16 protein-coding genes are annotated in these 16,471 nt (G+C 66.1%); 5 read left to right on the top strand and 11 right to left on the bottom strand.

All coding sequences use genetic code 11. The annotated features are described in order from the left end of the window. Positions 1–3: 3 nt before the first annotated feature. The 4 genes from AC1DFC_RS18460 to AC1DFC_RS18445 all read right to left on the bottom strand — a co-directional run bounded on the left by AC1DFC_RS18460 (position 4) and on the right by AC1DFC_RS18445 (position 4,055). Complete coding sequence (locus tag AC1DFC_RS18460; protein ID WP_007837260.1) at positions 4–534, bottom strand: C40 family peptidase; 531 nt, start codon at positions 532–534, stop codon at positions 4–6. 123 nt (positions 535–657) lie between these two features. Then, a complete protein-coding gene (locus tag AC1DFC_RS18455) occupies positions 658–948 on the bottom strand; it encodes an HU family DNA-binding protein (protein ID WP_056593546.1) in 291 nt (96 codons plus the stop codon). 182 nt (positions 949–1,130) lie between these two features. Further along, positions 1,131–1,757: a DUF938 domain-containing protein gene (locus tag AC1DFC_RS18450; RefSeq protein WP_478179759.1), complete on the bottom strand. Its 627-nt coding sequence runs from the start codon at positions 1,755–1,757 to the stop codon at positions 1,131–1,133. 150 nt (positions 1,758–1,907) lie between these two features. Then, positions 1,908–4,055, bottom strand: a complete 2,148-nt coding sequence (locus AC1DFC_RS18445; protein ID WP_478179758.1) for a carboxypeptidase regulatory-like domain-containing protein — start codon at positions 4,053–4,055, stop codon at positions 1,908–1,910. Between the two features lie 239 nt (positions 4,056–4,294). Between AC1DFC_RS18445 and AC1DFC_RS18440 the strand changes: the two genes are divergently transcribed. The 5 genes from AC1DFC_RS18440 (at position 4,295) to AC1DFC_RS18420 (ending at position 8,612) form a co-directional block, all read left to right on the top strand. Then, positions 4,295–4,963, top strand: coding sequence for a response regulator transcription factor (locus AC1DFC_RS18440; RefSeq protein ID WP_007837248.1), 669 nt, complete (start codon positions 4,295–4,297; stop codon positions 4,961–4,963). Positions 4,964–4,982: 19 nt separating this feature from the next. After that, a complete protein-coding gene (locus tag AC1DFC_RS18435; RefSeq protein ID WP_478179757.1) occupies positions 4,983–6,788 on the top strand; it encodes a sensor histidine kinase in 1,806 nt (601 codons plus the stop codon). Between the two features lie 214 nt (positions 6,789–7,002). Next, complete coding sequence (locus AC1DFC_RS18430; RefSeq protein ID WP_007837246.1) at positions 7,003–7,731, top strand: hypothetical protein; 729 nt, start codon at positions 7,003–7,005, stop codon at positions 7,729–7,731. A gap of 169 nt (positions 7,732–7,900) precedes the next feature. Further along, the gene (locus AC1DFC_RS18425) at positions 7,901–8,479 is read left to right on the top strand and encodes a DUF4189 domain-containing protein (RefSeq protein ID WP_478179756.1); all 579 of its coding nucleotides are present in this window, start codon (positions 7,901–7,903) and stop codon (positions 8,477–8,479) included. Between the two features lie 7 nt (positions 8,480–8,486). After that, positions 8,487–8,612: a hypothetical protein gene (locus AC1DFC_RS18420; RefSeq protein WP_007837244.1), complete on the top strand. Its 126-nt coding sequence runs from the start codon at positions 8,487–8,489 to the stop codon at positions 8,610–8,612. 90 nt (positions 8,613–8,702) lie between these two features. Here AC1DFC_RS18420 and AC1DFC_RS18415 read toward each other — a convergent pair whose 3' ends face one another. The 7 genes from AC1DFC_RS18415 to AC1DFC_RS18385 all read right to left on the bottom strand — a co-directional run bounded on the left by AC1DFC_RS18415 (position 8,703) and on the right by AC1DFC_RS18385 (position 16,452). Then, on the bottom strand, positions 8,703–9,380 hold the full coding sequence (locus AC1DFC_RS18415) for a methyltransferase family protein (RefSeq protein ID WP_478179755.1): 678 nt from the start codon (positions 9,378–9,380) through the stop codon (positions 8,703–8,705). A gap of 340 nt (positions 9,381–9,720) precedes the next feature. After that, positions 9,721–10,386, bottom strand: coding sequence for a response regulator transcription factor (locus AC1DFC_RS18410; protein WP_007837242.1), 666 nt, complete (start codon positions 10,384–10,386; stop codon positions 9,721–9,723). After that, positions 10,383–11,759, bottom strand: a complete 1,377-nt coding sequence (locus AC1DFC_RS18405) for a cache domain-containing protein (RefSeq protein ID WP_007837241.1) — start codon at positions 11,757–11,759, stop codon at positions 10,383–10,385. The genes AC1DFC_RS18410 and AC1DFC_RS18405 overlap by 4 nt, the downstream gene beginning before the upstream one ends. A 37-nt stretch (positions 11,760–11,796) precedes the next feature. Beyond that, positions 11,797–12,783, bottom strand: a complete 987-nt coding sequence (locus AC1DFC_RS18400; protein ID WP_007837240.1) for a hypothetical protein — start codon at positions 12,781–12,783, stop codon at positions 11,797–11,799. A gap of 12 nt (positions 12,784–12,795) precedes the next feature. Next, positions 12,796–14,016 (bottom strand): MFS transporter, encoded by a 1,221-nt coding sequence (locus AC1DFC_RS18395; protein ID WP_413335419.1) that lies wholly within the window; start codon positions 14,014–14,016, stop codon positions 12,796–12,798. A 97-nt stretch (positions 14,017–14,113) separates the two neighbouring features. Further along, entirely contained in the window at positions 14,114–15,040 is a 927-nt protein-coding gene (locus tag AC1DFC_RS18390) for a VTT domain-containing protein (protein WP_237726160.1), read from the bottom strand. Between the two features lie 401 nt (positions 15,041–15,441). Further along, positions 15,442–16,452 carry an aldo/keto reductase gene (locus AC1DFC_RS18385; protein WP_413313700.1) on the bottom strand — a complete coding sequence of 337 codons (1,011 nt, stop codon included), beginning with the start codon at positions 16,450–16,452 and terminating at the stop codon, positions 15,442–15,444. Positions 16,453–16,471: the final 19 nt, after the last annotated feature.

Raw genomic sequence — 16,471 nt, 5'->3', positions numbered from 1 at the left:
CCCTCAGGGCCGCCGAGCCTGCGTCGGCTGGCGCGACCAATACACGCCGTCGAGCCTGTCGAGCCGCACCTCGCCACCGGTCGACGGCGCATGCACGAAGCGGCCTCCGCCCACGTAGATGCCGGCATGCGTCGGTGCGAACGAACCGAAGAGCACGAGGTCGCCGGTGCGAACGTCGGACATCGCCACCGGACTGCCGAAGGACGCCATCCGCGCCACCGTGCGCGGCGGCGACTGCCCCACGCTGTTGAGATAGACGTAGCCGATGAGGCCGCTGCAGTCGAAGCCGCCATCCGGCGTGTTGCCCCCATAGCGGTACGGCGTGCCGACCAGCCCCAGTGCATGGATCGCGATGCTGTTGGTTTGTTCGGCCGTCAGCGTGCTGGTGACGGCGGCTCCCGGCCGTGGCCCGGTGGGGCCTGCGCAGCCCAGAACCAGAAGACAGGCCCCTATCGGAAGGAGTCGAAGCAGCCACTGCGACAGCGGCAGCAAGAGCGCGTGGGAACGTTGCGTTGGCACAGGTGCGTCGGGCATGTCTGATGGCTGAGCTTGTGAACGTGCACGGACTCTAGCGCGGAACGCGACGGCTACCTGAAGACGGCCCCTCCGCAGACCGTGCGCTGCTGCGCCGGCGCCACGGAGGAAGGAAAGAAGCTCTTACTGGCCTGCGGCGGGCGCGTTGACCGCGTCCTTCAGCGCCTTGCCGGCGGTGAACTTGGGCGCTTTGCTGGCCTTGATGGTCATCGGCTCGCCGGTCGACGGATTGCGGCCCGTGCGCTCGGGGCGGCTCGCCACGGCGAAGGTGCCGAAGCCGATCAGTTGCACCGTGTCGCCGCCGGCCAGGGCGCGCGACAGGTTTTCGATGGTGGAGTCGAGCGCGCGGGCGGCGTCGGCCTTGCTGAGGTTGGTGTCGGCGGCAATGGCCGTGATGAGGTCGGTCTTGTTCAAGATGAGGTTCTTTCTTCGATCGGACGGTTGAAGGGAAATGAGTGGCGCGGAGCGCACCGGGCTCGAACTTTAAACGCCCCGCCGAGGGAGCGGGACATGCGCGCGTTTCAAAAGTGAAACATCGTGATCGATGCACGCTGGCGCGGGAAGAATCTGCAGCGCAACGGACTGCACCCACGCATTCACCGGAAGCCGAAGACCAGCAGCAGGTTGTTCGCGGGCATCGCGTGCCGCTCGCGCAACACGAGGCCTGCTCGGTGCGCCTCTGCCGTCACGTCTTCCACGCGGCGAATGCCCCATGCGGAATTTCGGGCGCGCAGATCTTCGTCGAACGCGAGGTTGCCCGGCGCCGTTGGAACTTCATCTTCCAGATACGGCCCGTACGTGATCAACACGCCGCCAGGAAGCAGATGCCGCGCGGCCCCCTGCATCAAGGCAGCGCATGTGGTCCAGGGCGCGATGTGCAGCATGTTGGCGCAGTAGATCGCGTCGAACTTCTTTTCTTCTTCAGCGGGTGCGGAACCCTGCAATGGCCATCGAGGGGCCATCACGTCGAGCAGGAGCGGCGGGCGGAGATTCGGTAGCGCGGCTTCCGCGACTCGGCTTGCAATCGCGGGGAGCATGCGGGCATCTGCGTCGGTGGGTTGCCATACCCATTGAGTCATGGTTGCCGCGAACCAGGCGGCGTGCTGCCCCGTACCGGACGCAATCTCCAACACAGTGCCACGCTCGCCGAGGAGGTGGATCAGCGCGTCCAGAATGGGCTGCTTGTTGCGGTCGGCGGCGGGGCTATGGGGAAGGTCGGGCATTCGAGGGGATTTTGATGAGGTTGTTTGAAGGACATCGGGGCAAGGGTATTTCGATGTTGCCATGAAGGCCTGGCTACCGTGCATCGAGCGCCAACCCGCAATTGAAAAAGCCCCGCCAAGGCGGGGCCGTGCAACGGGCTCGATGCCGATTCAGTGGAACTCGTAGAGCGCCACTTTCTTGCTCATCTCCAATTGGCGGGACGTGCGTGCCCAGAGCTCGAAGTTGTTGACCGACGTGCCTGCGGCGTACTGCAGCCCGAGGCTGTTGTCGCAGTGCAGATCGTTCACGGTCTGCGTCGAACAGCGCAGGACCACCGAGCGTGCCTGGCTCGCAACGCCCGTGCTGTCGTTGAAGCGCGCGCCCTGCTGGCCAGGGCCGGGGTTCGGTGCGCGCCCGTACGCCGTGAACGACGTGGGGGGAAGCGCGCCTTGCGGCACGGTCCATGCGTCCAGGTTGCCGTCGGCGCTGAAGTCGATGAGGTTCGGATCGTTCTGGCTTGGCGCACCGAAGACGAGGTTGCCCGTGGCCGAGCTTGCCGAGATCAGCTGCGAGCGCATCGCCGCCGTCAGGCCGACGAAGGCGACCTGACGGATCTCCCCGATGCTCTGCGCCCGCGACAGCGTGCGGTAGGACTGCGTCACGTTGCCGGGATTGCCGACAGCGCCGCCCACCGGCACGAACTCGAGCTTCCAGACGCTCTGGTCGTTCAGCGCGCTGATCTGCGCGTCGCTGTACTGCGGGTTCAGGAAGAACAGGCTGCTCTCCCTGTCGCTCGGGTTGCCCGCCGTCGCGGTGTTCTGGTACTCGCCGCGCAGACGGAAGACGCTGCCGGATGTCGGCGTCACGCCATCGTCCTTCGCGGCGACGAGATAGGACAGCCCCGCGGTCGGCAGGTAGACCCGCGTCGAGCCGGTGGGGGTCGTCAGCACCACCTGGCTGAAGATCGAATTGCCGTTGCCGTCCGTCTTGTTGTCGATGTTGACGTTGTAGCCCGTCGTGTAGTAGCTGAAGTCCGGCGTGTTGATCAGCTCGCGATGTTCGGAATAAGGCCGCACGCGGGCGGCGTAGGTGTAGCCGTTGCCCGACAGCTTGAGCGTGCCATTCACGTTGCGCGCAACGATGGTGTCGTAGTCGACGTTGCCGGACACGTCCGTCGTGCGGTAGCTCAGGAGCAGGTCGCCGTTCGCGCGAACGTGCTCGAAGTTGCCGCGGTCCCACTTGAGTCCGGTGGTGCCGGGCCTGAACAGGCCCGCGAAGGCGCCGGCGTTGCTGCCGTCGCGCCCCACGTACGAGCCGTTCTGGTAATAGGTGCCGGGGTCGTCGCCGACGAACATCGTGCGGCAGGCGGGCGCGATCACGTCGGTGGCGGTGCCCGTCACGGCCGACGTGTCGTTCGGCGCATTGACGCGCTGCGACAGCGGCAGTGCAAAGCATGCCGTGACCTTGTCGAACAGCGCCGCGACCGCCGCGGGCGACGGGACCTGTGCCAGATCGCCGGCCGCGATCGGAGGCAGCGTCGGCGTGGTGCTGTCGCTGGAACGGAAAGTGATCGAAACGGGCGCGCTGCCTTCGGTCGCGGGGACGGTCTTGACCGTGATCTCGATGTTGGCGGCGGTGCCGTCGGGGCGTACGCTCACCGAGATGGCGTCGAGCACCTTGTCCGGGCCGGTGCCGTCGGCCACGAAGACGCCGGAGACCGGATCGAGGGTCCCCTGGCCCAGCGTGCTCAGCAGCGGCTGGAGGGCGGCCACCAGGCTCGTCACCTGCTGCTGGATCGAGGCTTCGGTCAGGGCGCCGGGGTTCGCCTGGATGGCACCGGCCAGGCTGGCGGGGTTGCCGTCCGGCGACAGCCGGGAAACGATGATGGTGGTCAATGGCGAGACGTTGGCCGTGCCCCCCGTGGTGCTGGCGGTCGTGCTGTAGAGCGTCAGGTCGTCGCGCTGGGCCGTGATCACCAGCGGGGCCTTGGCGCTGGCGGGCAGAGGACAGGCGTAGGCCCCTGCGCTGTCGGTCTGCGTCGTGCACACGGTGGCGCCGGTCTGGTCGACGACGACGATGCTGGCGCCCGCGAAGGGCGCGCCGGTGGCGGCCACGCCGGACAGCTGCGATGAGGTCTGCGGCGGGTTCGAGGCTGGCGGCGCCGATGGCGGCGTCGACGGCGGGGCCGCTGGCGGCGACCCGGCAACGGGGAACAGGGCGGCGCCGCTGCCCCCGCCGCCGCCGCCACCACAGGCGGCCAACAACACCAGGCTGGTACTTGCCGCAGTCGCACACAGCGTTTTCTTGAAAGATGTCATGTCGGGAGGTCCTCGTAAAAAAACAGAGCCGGATGTCACAAAATGTGGAGCGCAGTGTGCGAAAGATGGCTGAAGGCCGCCTCCCCTGATCGCGGGATACGCGGCCTGTGCAAAGCAGGCAAAGCTCGCGCATCGGAAGCCCACGCGCGCCTGCGTGCGGGCCTGTCACTCACCGGTTCCCAGGAAAGAGACCTGAATGAAAACTGTGCTCGCGACACCCCCTGCGGCCGCGCTGTGCAATGACCGCCATTGACCGCGTCCGCGTCGCGCTGGTCGAGGACGAGGCCGGCACGCGCGCGCGCCTGTGCAGCGCGGTGGCCCAGAGCCCGGCGCTGGAACTGGTGTTCACGGCAGCCACGGCCGGCGAGATCCATGCCTGGCTGCGCGAGGGACGGCCCGACGTGCTGCTGGTCGATCTCGGCCTGCCCGACGGCTCGGGCTTCGAGGTCATCGAGTGGTGCCGCCAGCTCGCGCCGAAGGCCGAGACGATGGTGATCACGATGTTCGGAGACGAGGCCAACATGATCCGGGCCTTCGAGGCCGGCGCGCGCGGCTACCTGCTCAAGGACGGCACCGAGGACGATCTGTCGCGCCACGTACTGCAGCTGCACGCCGGCGGCTCGCCCATGTCGCCGATCATTGCGCGTCAGCTCCTGACTCGCATGGCGCCCGGCACGGCCGCGCCGATCGCTGCGGCCGCGCCCGCCGTCGCCTCGCTGTCGCCGCGCGAGACCGAAGTCCTCGCCCTGGTCTCCCGCGGCTATACCTACCCCGAACTGACGAGCCTGCTCGGCGTTTCGCTCAGTACCATCCAGACCCATGTCAAGAGCATCTACAGCAAACTTGCCGTGCATTCGAAAACCGAGGCGGTCTTCGAGGCCCGTCAACTGGGCTTGCTGGATCGCTAGCCTGGCGCTCGCGCTGCTGTTGGCCGCTCCGCGCGCCGAAGCGGGCAATGCCGGCGGTGAGGGCGGTGGGGCCGACGCGGGCTTCGTGCAGATCGACCGTGCGCTCGTCACGCTCTGGCCCGATGGAAGCCCGGCCGAGGCGCCCGTCGAGCGCGCCCTGCCACATCGGTGGGACATCGACCACCCGCACAGCGGCGGCAGGGCCCGCTATCAGCTCATGCTGCCGCCGGTCCGCGGTGCGGAGCCATACGCGCTTTTTTTTCCGCGCATCGGCAACCAGGTCGAGGTGCGCGTCGGCGGCCATCTGGTGACCAAGCTGGGCGAGCTGGGCGATGAATCGACGGACATGGCCAAGCTACCGGTCCTGATGACCGTGCCGGCCGCCCTGCTCTCGCATGACGCCCCCACCGAACTGCAGGTGGATGCGGCGGTGCAGCCCGGCCGCTGGGGCGGACTCAGCGCGGTCATCTTCGGCGTCCAGTCGGTGGTCGTTCCGATGTATCGCACCAATGAACTCTGGCGCCAGTCCGCTCCCACCGCAATCACCTGGGCACTCGTGTTCATGGGGCTGATTGCGGGCGGCCTGTGGTGGCAGCACCGGGAGGGCCTGTATGGCATCTTCGCGCTGATCTCGCTGTTCGGGGTGACGACCATCTCCGGCCGGCTGCTGATCACGCCGCCGCTGCCGTGGCCGGCCTGGGGCGCGGTCGGCGGCATCGCGCTATGCGTGCTCCTGCTGCTGATGGCGCGCTTCGTCATGGTGGCGATCGCCGAGCTGCGCCCCTGGATGCGGGTTGCCTTCTGGGTGTACCTGGGGCTGTGCGTATGCGCCGTCACGGCCAGCTTTCTGTGGCACCAGCCGTTGATCTACACCTTGGTGCTCGGCAGCCTGCTACTGCCGGCGATGGTGATGATGTACAGCATCGTGCGAAAGATGTGGATGGCGCCCACGTGGGAGTCGACGCTGATGTGCCTGGCCGGCGTCACGGCGATCGTCGCCGGTGCGCGCGACTTCATGGTGGTCCGCATTCCCGAGTCGGGTTCGATGTCCTACGCCATGCTGCCGCTGGCCGTGTTCTTCCTGGTGCTGGCGATGGGCGGGACGGTCGTGGGGCACTACGTTCGCCAGGTGGCCGCATACAGGGAGCTGAATGCCTCTCTGGCGCGGCGCATCGCCGAGCGGGAAGCCGAGCTCGGCGAGTCCCATCGGCTGCAGCAGCGTCAGAGCGAGGAGCAGGCCGCGCTGCAGGAGCGCCAACGCATCATGCGCGACATCCATGATGGCGTGGGCGCACATCTGGTGGGACTGCTCAGCATGATGAAGAAAGGCGGCGCCGCGGCCGAGGCGCTGCAGGAACAGGCTCACGCGGCGCTCGACGAACTGCGCATGGCGGTCGATTCGCTGCAGCCGGTGAACGGCGACCTCGCCACGGTCCTCGCCACGCTGCGCTATCGGTTGCAGCCGCGGCTGGAGGCCGCGGGGCTGCGGGTCGAATGGGAGGTGGCGGCGCTGCCCGAGATGCGCAGCCTGACGCCGACCACGGTGCTCAACGTCCAGCGCATCCTGCTCGAAGCCTTCACCAACGTGCTGAAGCACGCAGCGGCCACCACCGTGCGCGTGACGGCAAGGCGGGTCGAAGGCCCCGACCGGCTCGAGCTGCGCGTGCAGGACGACGGAGCCGGTATTTCCGCGGAGCAGGGCCGCGTGTCCGGCCACGGCCTGGGCAACATGCGGGCACGGGCGCAGTCCATCGGCGCGGCCCTTGTCGTCCAGCATGCGCAGCCGCATGGCACCATCGTCGAGCTGAGTTTGCCCATGGCTTAAGCACCAAGCGCACAGGAAGAACGGGATTCTGACAATGTGATTTTGGCAATGAGTCTGGATCTCCGATGACCATCACCATCACCGCCTTTGAACGGTCGCCCGATGGCGGCAAGGACGAAGCCGTGCACAACTGATTCGTTTCGCCTCGGCCCCAACACTAAGATCCAAAATCGCACACCATCTTTGCCAAACCAGGAAAATCAAGGAGGCCTCCATGCAACGAACGATCGTTCTCGCTCGTCTGGCTTTGCTCTTGCCGCTCTTTTTTGCAGCGGCTTCGGCAAGAACTCACCCGGAGCAATTCGTCTGTACCGGCACATTGAGCTCTGGCTCTGGCATGGCGGGTTCATCGCTGGAAAAGAGCGGTCGGGCGACCTGCTTCTTTGAGGCCGACACCTACGCCGAACAACGGGCGCAAAAGATCTGCAGACAGAACCAGCCGTGCGAAGTCGTCGCCATGACCCGCATCGACGGAGACAAGCGCATCATTGAACAGGTGCTTTCCATCAATGGCGTCCGGCAACCCGCGGGTGCTCTCCATGCACAAAAGGATGATGCTGCTGTGAACGGGCAAGCACGTGCAGAGGCGCTGGATTGCCCCGGCAAAACCTTCGAAACCTTCGTGGAGAAATTCGCAAACAGCATCTCCCTCCAGGCGAAGTTCACGCGCTGGCCGCTGCAATCCACTGCCATCGATGCCAAGGCGGAGCCAGAACCGAAGCCCGTGACGAAACAACTCACGCAGCGGCAAGTGACTTATCCGCTGATGACGGCGCTAGATCGCGCCAAACGCGAAGGCAAGATCATTCGGATCGCAAAGGACGAGGACTCGGGAGGTCAGATCGAAATTGCCGGATCGAACTCCGGAGAGAAGGTCCGCTATCTCTTCAAGCGATCGGGAATGTGCTGGAAGCTGACGGCTATCGACGATCAATCGATCTAGCACGACGTTAAATCTCTCTTGGGCATTGCACCTCTAACGCGAGGTCCGAAATGCGCATTCCTTCCTTCTGGCAGTTGGCGATCCTCAGTAAGCTGGATAGATGATCGTCCCCGTGCTACTCCTGCGACCATCGCGGGCTGGGAGGACGTCAATCAGATGGAAATTCGATATGAAACGACTCTTCCTGGTTTCGATGTTGATGTGGGGCCCAGTCTTGGCATACGCCCAGCAGCCACCTAACAGCGGATCACCCTGCCCGCCTGGAATGATCCCCGGTTACGGAAAATGCTATTCACCTAGCGATCCGGATCTATATGGTCCAAACGAACAACGGCAACGCAGCGCCAGGCCGAACGGCGCAGCCAACCACGGGGATGGCTGGCTTCGCTATGAAACTGGCAAATGGACGGAGAGCTTCGGAGCGTTTGCCGACGATGGGAGAGGCGTAAAGGGCTCTGGTGGCAGGTCGGAGGACAGCACAAGCGCCCAAGCTGCAAGAAAGGAAGCATTGCGCGATTGTGGCAAGCAGGATTGCCAGATCAGAATTGAGATGCGCAATGGATGTTGGGCGGTGGCTTATGGAAAAAGGAGCACGTTCTATTTTGGTACGGAGGTCGACATGGTTGGGCCCGACCCGAAAACGGCCGGCTTGAAGCTGGTTTCAAGCAAAGCGTTGGCCATGTGCAAGCAAGCAGGCGATGTGAACTGCGAAGTCAGAAACACCTCTTGCAGCCTCCCGTCTCAGTGAGGGTTCGATGCTGCGCACCTTTCTAAAAGGGCACATCACGCTGATGTTCGAGATGCCCGGGAACGTCACGCGCAAGATCCGGGTTCCGATCGATCTCTCCATCGCAGACAAGGATCCGCGGCCCGCCATCTAGGGTTCGGGCTGTTCGATAGGCATCCCCGACGCTCGCCGCCAGCCGACCGCCTCCAGCGAACCGACTTCTTGTAGGCGGCCATCCCACTTCCTACCAGAGGTGCGGAATGAGGCGATGACGTACACGGCTTGCGTATTCGTTGTACCCGGGAAGATCACGGCGCAAGATTTTTTCCTCATCGAGAAGCCGCCAGAAAAGCACCGGCAGGATGAGCGGGACGAGACAGATCGTGAGCCACGAGCCAAGTGCAAGCGGCATGCCGATGAAAAGCCAGAGTGCGCCAGCGTACATAGGATGACGCACATAAGCGTAGGGGCCGCTGTCGATCACTTTTTGATCATCCGCGACACTGATGTTTGCTGCTGCAAAACTATTGACCTTCAGCACCCAGAAAATAAAGAGGAACGACAAGACGATCACGATGTTCCCGACAAAGGACAGGTACGCGGGCACCGGCGAGACGCCAAATCGGTAGTCGAGTGAAGGCAGGATGATAAAAATAAAAAACGCGAGGATGATGAGCGACACGATGATCTTCTGCGACCACTCTTTCTCATGCTGCGGTCCGGCATTCATACGGCGTTCGAGAAGCGGCCTGTCGTGAAGGGCGAGATAGACGGTGAAGCCGATGGTCGAGGCGGAAAAGACTGCGATAAAGAGCCAGCCTTGCCAGTATTGCCACGTGCCCGCGGGCAAGAAAATGAAGGCGACGAATACGACCATCCCCGCAACCCCTTGCGCGATGGCTTTCTTGTAGAGCGGGTCCATAGACGAGTGAATGGTATATCCGACGCTCCGCAACAAGCGACCCAAGTGCGAAATTTCCGATGACCGCTCTGGAGGGCGAGAGCCGGCAGCTCAGAGGCCTTCGCGCCAACTTCTCCTGCGGCTACAGTCGGCCACACGCAGACGCTTGGGGAACACGATCAGTTCGCCCCGAAGCTGATTCAAATGGAATGCTCAGAGCCCATAACTGCCATCTTCACTTTAGAAGGCCTGTCTCGCGCAGAAAGAACTTCTGTTGAAGATTCCTCGATTCCTTGGCGCAATCGTCAATCGGCAGCGCCGGTACACAAAGCGCTGGCAGTCAACGAAGCAGGCAAGCGATTCAGGAGCCCTGCCCGAACTCCCGCGCATGCTCCACCGCGTACTTGATGAGCTCCGCCTGCCCCTCGATCCCCAGCCGCCGCTTGATGCTCTGCCGATGCGCCTCCACAGTGCGCACGCTCAGGCCCAGGTCACGCGCGATCTGCTTGCTCGACTCCCCTCGCCCCAGCGCAGAAAGAATCTCGCTCTCGCGCGGGGTGAGCAGCGGCCTCGGCTCCTGCGTGCGAAACAGCTTCTTCGACACGGCTGGGCTCAGGAAGGTACCGCCCGCCGACACAGCCTCGATGGCCGCGACGATCTCCGCCGCGGGCGCGTCTTTCAGCACGTAGCCGCGTGCGCCCGCCTGCAGAGCCTTCTGCACGTACTCGGGGTTGTCGTACATGCTGAGCATCACGATGTGCGGCGCGCCCTGGCGTTGCAGCAGCAGCGCCGCGAGCTCGATGCCGTTCATGTCCTTCATGCCGACGTCCATCAGCATGAGGTCGGGCCGCAGGCTCTCCACCAGCGCAAGCGCTTCGGCGGCGCTGCCGGCCTCGCCGACGATCTGCAGGTTGGGCATGGAGCCGAGCCGGGCGCGCAGGCCGTCGCGCACCAGCGGGTGATCGTCCACCAGGAACAGGCGCACGGCCGCAGTAGGCATGTCCTTGGCTTGTTGTGTCGTGGTCATGCGGCCTGTGCCTTCGCGCTGCGGGCCGGCACCTCGGCCTCGATGGAGGTGCGCCCCGCGTTGGAGTTCATGGTGAGCCGCCCGCCGATGGCCTCCATGCGCTCGCGCATGTTGCGCAGGCCGATGCCGCGCCGCGGGTCGAGCTGCACGGCCTGAATGTCGAAGCCGGTGCCATCGTCGCTCACTTCCAGACGCACGCCCTCTTCGTCGTCGAAGTTCAGCGCAATGTGCACGTGCTGTGCGTGCGCGTGCTTGCGCACGTTGGTCAATGCTTCCTGCGTCAGGCGGAAGAGCGCTGTCTTCACTTCGGGCTGCAGCTCGAAGGATTCGCCGCCCATCATCATCGACGCATCGACTCCGCCCTCCTCCCTGAACTCGTCGACCAGCCGCTCCAGCGCGGCGGGCAGGCCCAGTGTGTCGAGCAAGGCGGGGCGCAGGCGGTGCGAGATGCGGCGCACCTCGATCAGCGAATCGTTGAGCCGCTGCAGCGCCTTGGCCAGCGCGGGCGGCGTGGTGGTGTGCTGCTGGCGGTCGAGCGATTCCACGGCGGACTCGATCAGCAGCTTGGCCGACACCAGCGTCTGGCTAGTGCCGTCGTGCAGCTCGCGCGCGAGGTGGCCGCGCTCTTCTTCCTGCGACTGCACCACGCGCCGCGCGAGCAGGCGCAGCTTGGCCTCTGCCGTGCGGTGCTCGCTGAGGTTCAGCAGCAGGCCGGCGGCGCTGACCACGCCAAGGCACAGTGCGGCGATGCCGGCAATCCACAGCAGCGTGGCGGTGACGTTGGCGTTCATCTGCCGATCGAGGGTGTCCATGGTCGACTGGATGTCGTCGAGGTACAGGCCGGTGCCGACCATCCAGTTCCAGCGCGGCAGCGCCGTGACGTAGCCGAGCTTGGGCGCCATCTGCGCGCTCGACGGCTTGCGCCACTCGTATTCGATGTAGCCGCCGCCGTTTTCCTTCGCGCCCTTGATCAGTTCCTGGATGGTGTAGCGGCCGCGCGAATCGCGCAGCTCCCAGAGGTTCTTGCCGACCAGTTCGGGCTGGCGCGAGTGCATGAGCGAGTTGCCCTCGAGGTCGTAGACGAAGAAGTAGCCGTCGTCGCCGTAGTTGAGCGCGGCGAGGCGGCGCAGAGCCTCGTTGCGGGTGGCTTCGTCGTCCTGGCCGGATTCGTACAGCGGAAGCAGGTTGCTCACGGCCAGGTCCACGTAGCTGCGCAGTTCGCTGCGGCGCTGGTCCATGTAGCTGCGCTCGATGAGGGCGCGCTCGCGCTGGGCGAGGTCATGCTCCTGGTGGCGCACCGCGAGGGCCACGAGCACCAGTGCGATGAGCAAGGGTGCCACAGCGAGCGCAACGATCTTGGTGCGGAGGTTCATCGGGGGGCAAGGCTACCACCGCCGCCTGGCCGGCCTTTCAGAGCTCGGGGTTCGTCAGTGGCAGCAAGGCGCGGTCGTTCAGGGCGTCCAGCAGTGCATCTTGATCGGCGCCGCCTTCGAGCATCAGGTCCAGGTTCTTTCCCGTCAGCGGCCGAATGGCAAGAAAGCTGAACTCGTAGCCGAGGCCGCTTGCACGACGGCGGCTGATACGGGCCTGCCGCAGGTCGGCTTGCCAGCTGCCGTCGGTGCTGCGCAACTGCACACCGTCGAGTTCGAAGGCGCGCACCCGCGAGGGCGCGAAAGTGCTGACCTGCGAGAAGGGAATGAACCACACGAGCCATGCAGCCAGCGGCACGACCACGCACAGCCCCACCATGGTCTTCAGAAAGCCCGCGTCGGAAGCATTGAGCAGCAGCGCAATGGCCGCCGCACCCGCCAGCGCGTAGCCCGCCGCAATCCAGGCCAGGAAACAACGCCAGCAGAAAACCATGGCGCGGCTTTGCAGCACGCCTGTGGCCGTCGGCGTGGGGCAGGCTCGAAGCGAGAGGTAGTGATTGAGGGCCGGCACCAGGTCATCGACGGGCACCGCCAGCATCAGCTTCTTGAAGGGCCGGGTATGAACGATCAGGTAGTTGTCGCTGTCGGGAATGCTCTCGAAGGTCAGCACGTCGATCCAGTCGACGTGGCCGAGCCCTTGCACCGAGAGGCCGCTTTCGTCGACGTCGACCTGCACGCTTTCGTTGAAGGGCTTGGGCCGGCGCTCGCCGGGTTTCAGCCAGCGCGCCTCGAGCCAGAGCCACGCGCGCACGACGACCACCAAACCCACCAGCCACAGCGCGAAGAGGGCAAGCCAGGCCACCATGCCCAATGCGATGTACCAACCCGTCGCCTCCAGGTCGATGACCCATACACCTGCAACGCCCATCAACAATGTGTAGGCCGTACAGAGCAACAGGATGGGCCAGATCAGGGCGGCGTCGTGCTGGGTGACCTGGATGCGCCGCGAAAAAACCGGAGGGCTCATTGAATGCCGCGGCTACCGTCCAACGGCGATGCCCACGGCCCGCGGGCGGAACTCGGTCGCGTAGTACAGCAGCGCCAGCAGCACATACCCGCCGCCCAGCAGGCACAAACCGCTCCATCCGTGGAAGGCATACACGGCCGCGGCGATGCCCGAGGCCACCGCCGCGCAGATGAAGATGAAGGTCATGAACAGCCCGTTGAGCCGGCCGCGCAGCTCCGGCGCCAGCATGAACAGGCTGCGGAAGTTGAGCACCTGGCACAGCTGCACCGCCCCGTCGAGCAGGATGCCCGCCGCGACCAGCCCGGCCACCGAGCGGTAGCGCATGGCGACCGCGCCGAGCACGAAGGACAGCAGCGCGACGACGATGGCTGCGCCGGTCGCAGGCCGCGTCCACCCTCGGTCGGCCAGCCGGCCCGCCACCGGCGCGAGCAAGGCGCCAGCGGCGCCGGCCAGCGCGAACAGCGCAATGCCGCGCTGTCCCATGCCGAACTCGTGCACCAGCGCCAGCGGCACGGCAGTCCAGAAGGCCTGGAAGGCGGAGAACATCATCCCCTGGTAGAAGCCGCGCCGGCGCAGCAGCGGCGTGTTCAGCACGATGCCGGGCAGCGAGGCCATGGTGCGCGCATAGCCCACCGAGGCATGCGGCCGGCGCTGCGGCAGCACGCGCCACAGCACGGCAATGAGCGTGGCCATCAGCGCGGCCGAGAGCCAGAACACCGCGCGCCAGCCCAGCGCGGAAGCCACCACGCTGGCAAAGGGCCGCGCCAGCATGATCCCGCCCAGCAGGCCGGCCATGATGTTGCCGACCACCTTGCCGCGCGTGGCCTCGGGCGCGAGGTGCGAGGCGAAGGGCAGCAGCACCTGCGCCGCGACCGCGCATGCGCCCACCACGAACGAGGCCACTAGGAAGGTGATGGCGGAGTTCGAAAGCGCGATGCCCACCAGCCCGATCACCGCGCCGAACAGCGCGCCCACGATGAGCTTGCGGTTCTCGACCACGTCGGCCAGCGGCACCAGCAGCAGCAGGCCGGCGCCGTAGCCGAGTTGCGTCAACGTCATGATCAGGCCGGCCAGCCCGGCATGCAGTTGCAGCGTGTCGGAGATGGGGCCGATCAACGGCTGGGCGTAGTAGATGTTGGCCACGCACAGGCCGCAGGCGATGGCGAAGACCAGCGTGAGAGCGGGCGTAAGACCGGCCGGAGAAGCAGAAGCTCTGGAGGCGGAAGAAGACATGAGGAGTCCCGGTTCGAGAGGGCAACCTTAGGGGTTAACCCGAAGCCGGGGGACCATAGCACGGGAGGCCGATTCCTGCAGCGCTCAGGCCTTGCGATCAGTCCACGCTCGTGGGCCTGCCCGAGGCCACCCACGCATCGAGCCCGCCCGTCAGCGGCAGGGCCCGCCGCGCCCCGCGTGCCAGCAGCACGCGCGCGGCCTGCGCGGCCGACACCTCGTTGGGGCAATTGCAGTACAGCACCACGTCGCGCCCTGCCGCGTGCGACAGGTCGAGGCTGCGCTGCTGCAGCGCCTTGAGCGTGTACGACTGCGCTCCCGGAATGCGGCGCGGATCGACCTGCACGCCGGCCTGCCCGCGCACGTCGATCACCAGCGGCGGCTCCTCGCCGTTCAGCAGTTCGTGCAGCTCTTCCACCGAGATGCGCGGCATGCCCGTGAGCCGCATGAAAGCGCGCCGGCGCCAGTAGCGCACCGCGAGGATCACCACCAGCACAAGGGCCACTGCCGCGGTGGCGATGCCGCCGGCCTGCGCCAGCACGGCCAGCACTTCCTGGATCTGGTTGCGAAACACCCAGCCCAGCCCGAGGAACAGCCCCGTCCAGACCAGCGCCGCGCCCACGTCGAAGCCGATGAAGCGCCGCACCGACATGCCCAGCGCCCCGGCCATCGGCGGCGCCACCACCGACACGCCCGGCACGAACTTGGCAGCCACAAGCGAGAGGCCGCCCCAATCGGTGATGAGCGATTCGCCGCGCCGCACGCAGGTGTCGGGCGACAGCGAGATGCGGCACAGCATGCGCATGAAGCGGTAGCCGAAGCGCCGCCCGGCATAGAACCACGCACCGTCGCCCAGCAGGTTGGCGATGACGGCGGCCATCACCACGCCGGGCACCGAGACATCGCCGGCTGCCAGCAGCGCGCCCGTCAGCACGAGCACCGCGGCCGCCGGCACGGGCAGCCCAAGCCGCGCGGCGAAGCTGGCGGCAAACACCACCAGGATCGCGTTCTGCACGAGCAGGGACATCAGCTGCGCCATGGCTGCCTTTGTGGCCCGGATGCCGGTCGAAGTTGCGGGGATTGCGTGCGGTTCATGCCGGCAGCGATTCTCAGGCATGGCCCAAGAACGTACCGTGCGCGGGCCATTGCCGAATGGTTTTCGGTTTTGCTCCCTCCCCTCCTGGGGGAGGGTTGGGGTGAGGGCACGACGGCGATGGAAAAAGCGGCGCCTGTGCAAAGGCCTGCCCCCATCCCAGCCTTCCCCCAGAGGGGGAAGGAGCAAGGCAAGACCGTCCCCGGTTTTGCTCCCTCCCCCGCTGGGGGAGGGTTGGGGTGGGGGCACGACAGCGATCGAAAAAGGCGCAGCGCCCGTGCAAAGGCCCGCCCCCATCCCAGCCTTCCCCCAGAGGGGGAAGGAGCAAGACGAACTCAGCGCGGGGCGTCGCCCTTTCGGTATTCGGCAGTCAGTTCGTCGAGCTTCTGCTTCAGCGCCGGATCAAGCTTGTATTCGGCGGCGGCCAGCGTCGCATCCAGCTGATCGGGCCGGCTCGCACCCAGCAGAGGCGCGGTGATCAGCGGATTCGCCATGACCCACGCCACCGCCAACGTGGCCAGCGGCACGCCGGCCTCGTCCGCCAGCCTGTGCAGCTGGGCCACGGTGTTGAAGCTGCGCTCGTTCCAGTAGCGGTCCTGGTACATGCCACCGGCGGTGCCGAGCGTGAAGCGCGTGTTCTCCTCCGGCTTCGCTCCGGGCTTGTACTTGCCGGTCAGCAATCCGCCGGCCAGCGGGTTGTAGGGAATCACGCCCAGGCCTTCCTCGCTGGCCAGCGGCAGCAGCTCGCGCTCGATCTCGCGGAACAGCAGGCTGTAGCGCGGCTGCACCGACACGTAGCGCGTGAGCTTGAGCAGCTCGGCCTTGCCCAGCGCGCGCGCCAGCCGGTAGGCCAGGAAGTTCGACACGCCGATGTAGCGCGCCCGCCCCGACTTCACGATCACGTCGAGCGCCTCCAGGCTCTCTTCGAGCGGCGTCTCGCGATCGTCGCTGTGCAGCTGGTACAGGTCGACGTGGTCGGTCTGCAGCCGCTTGAGCGAAGCATCGATGGCGTCCAGCAGGTGCTTGCGCGACGCGCCCTGGTCCCAGCTGTTCGGGCCGACCTTGCCGACCGCCTTGGTGGCGACGACGAAGCGGCGGCGGCCCGCGGGGCCCTGCTTTTGCAGCCAGCGGCCGATGATTTCCTCGGTGCGGCCGGTGGTCTCGACCGTGCCGCCGAGCGGGTACACGTCGGCAGTGTCGAGGAAGTTGATGCCGCCTTCGGCCGCCTTGTCGAGGATCTGGTGCGACACCGTCTCGTCGGTCTGCAGGCCGAAAGTCATGGTGCCGAGGGCGAGCCGCGACACGGTGAGGCCTGTGCGGCCGAGACGGATGGTGGGAATGCTCATGGGGTCTCGCTCCGAGGAA

Source organism: Variovorax sp. 10L421 (assembly GCF_056395365.1).
This window is presented reverse-complemented; position numbering and strand designations above follow the sequence as displayed.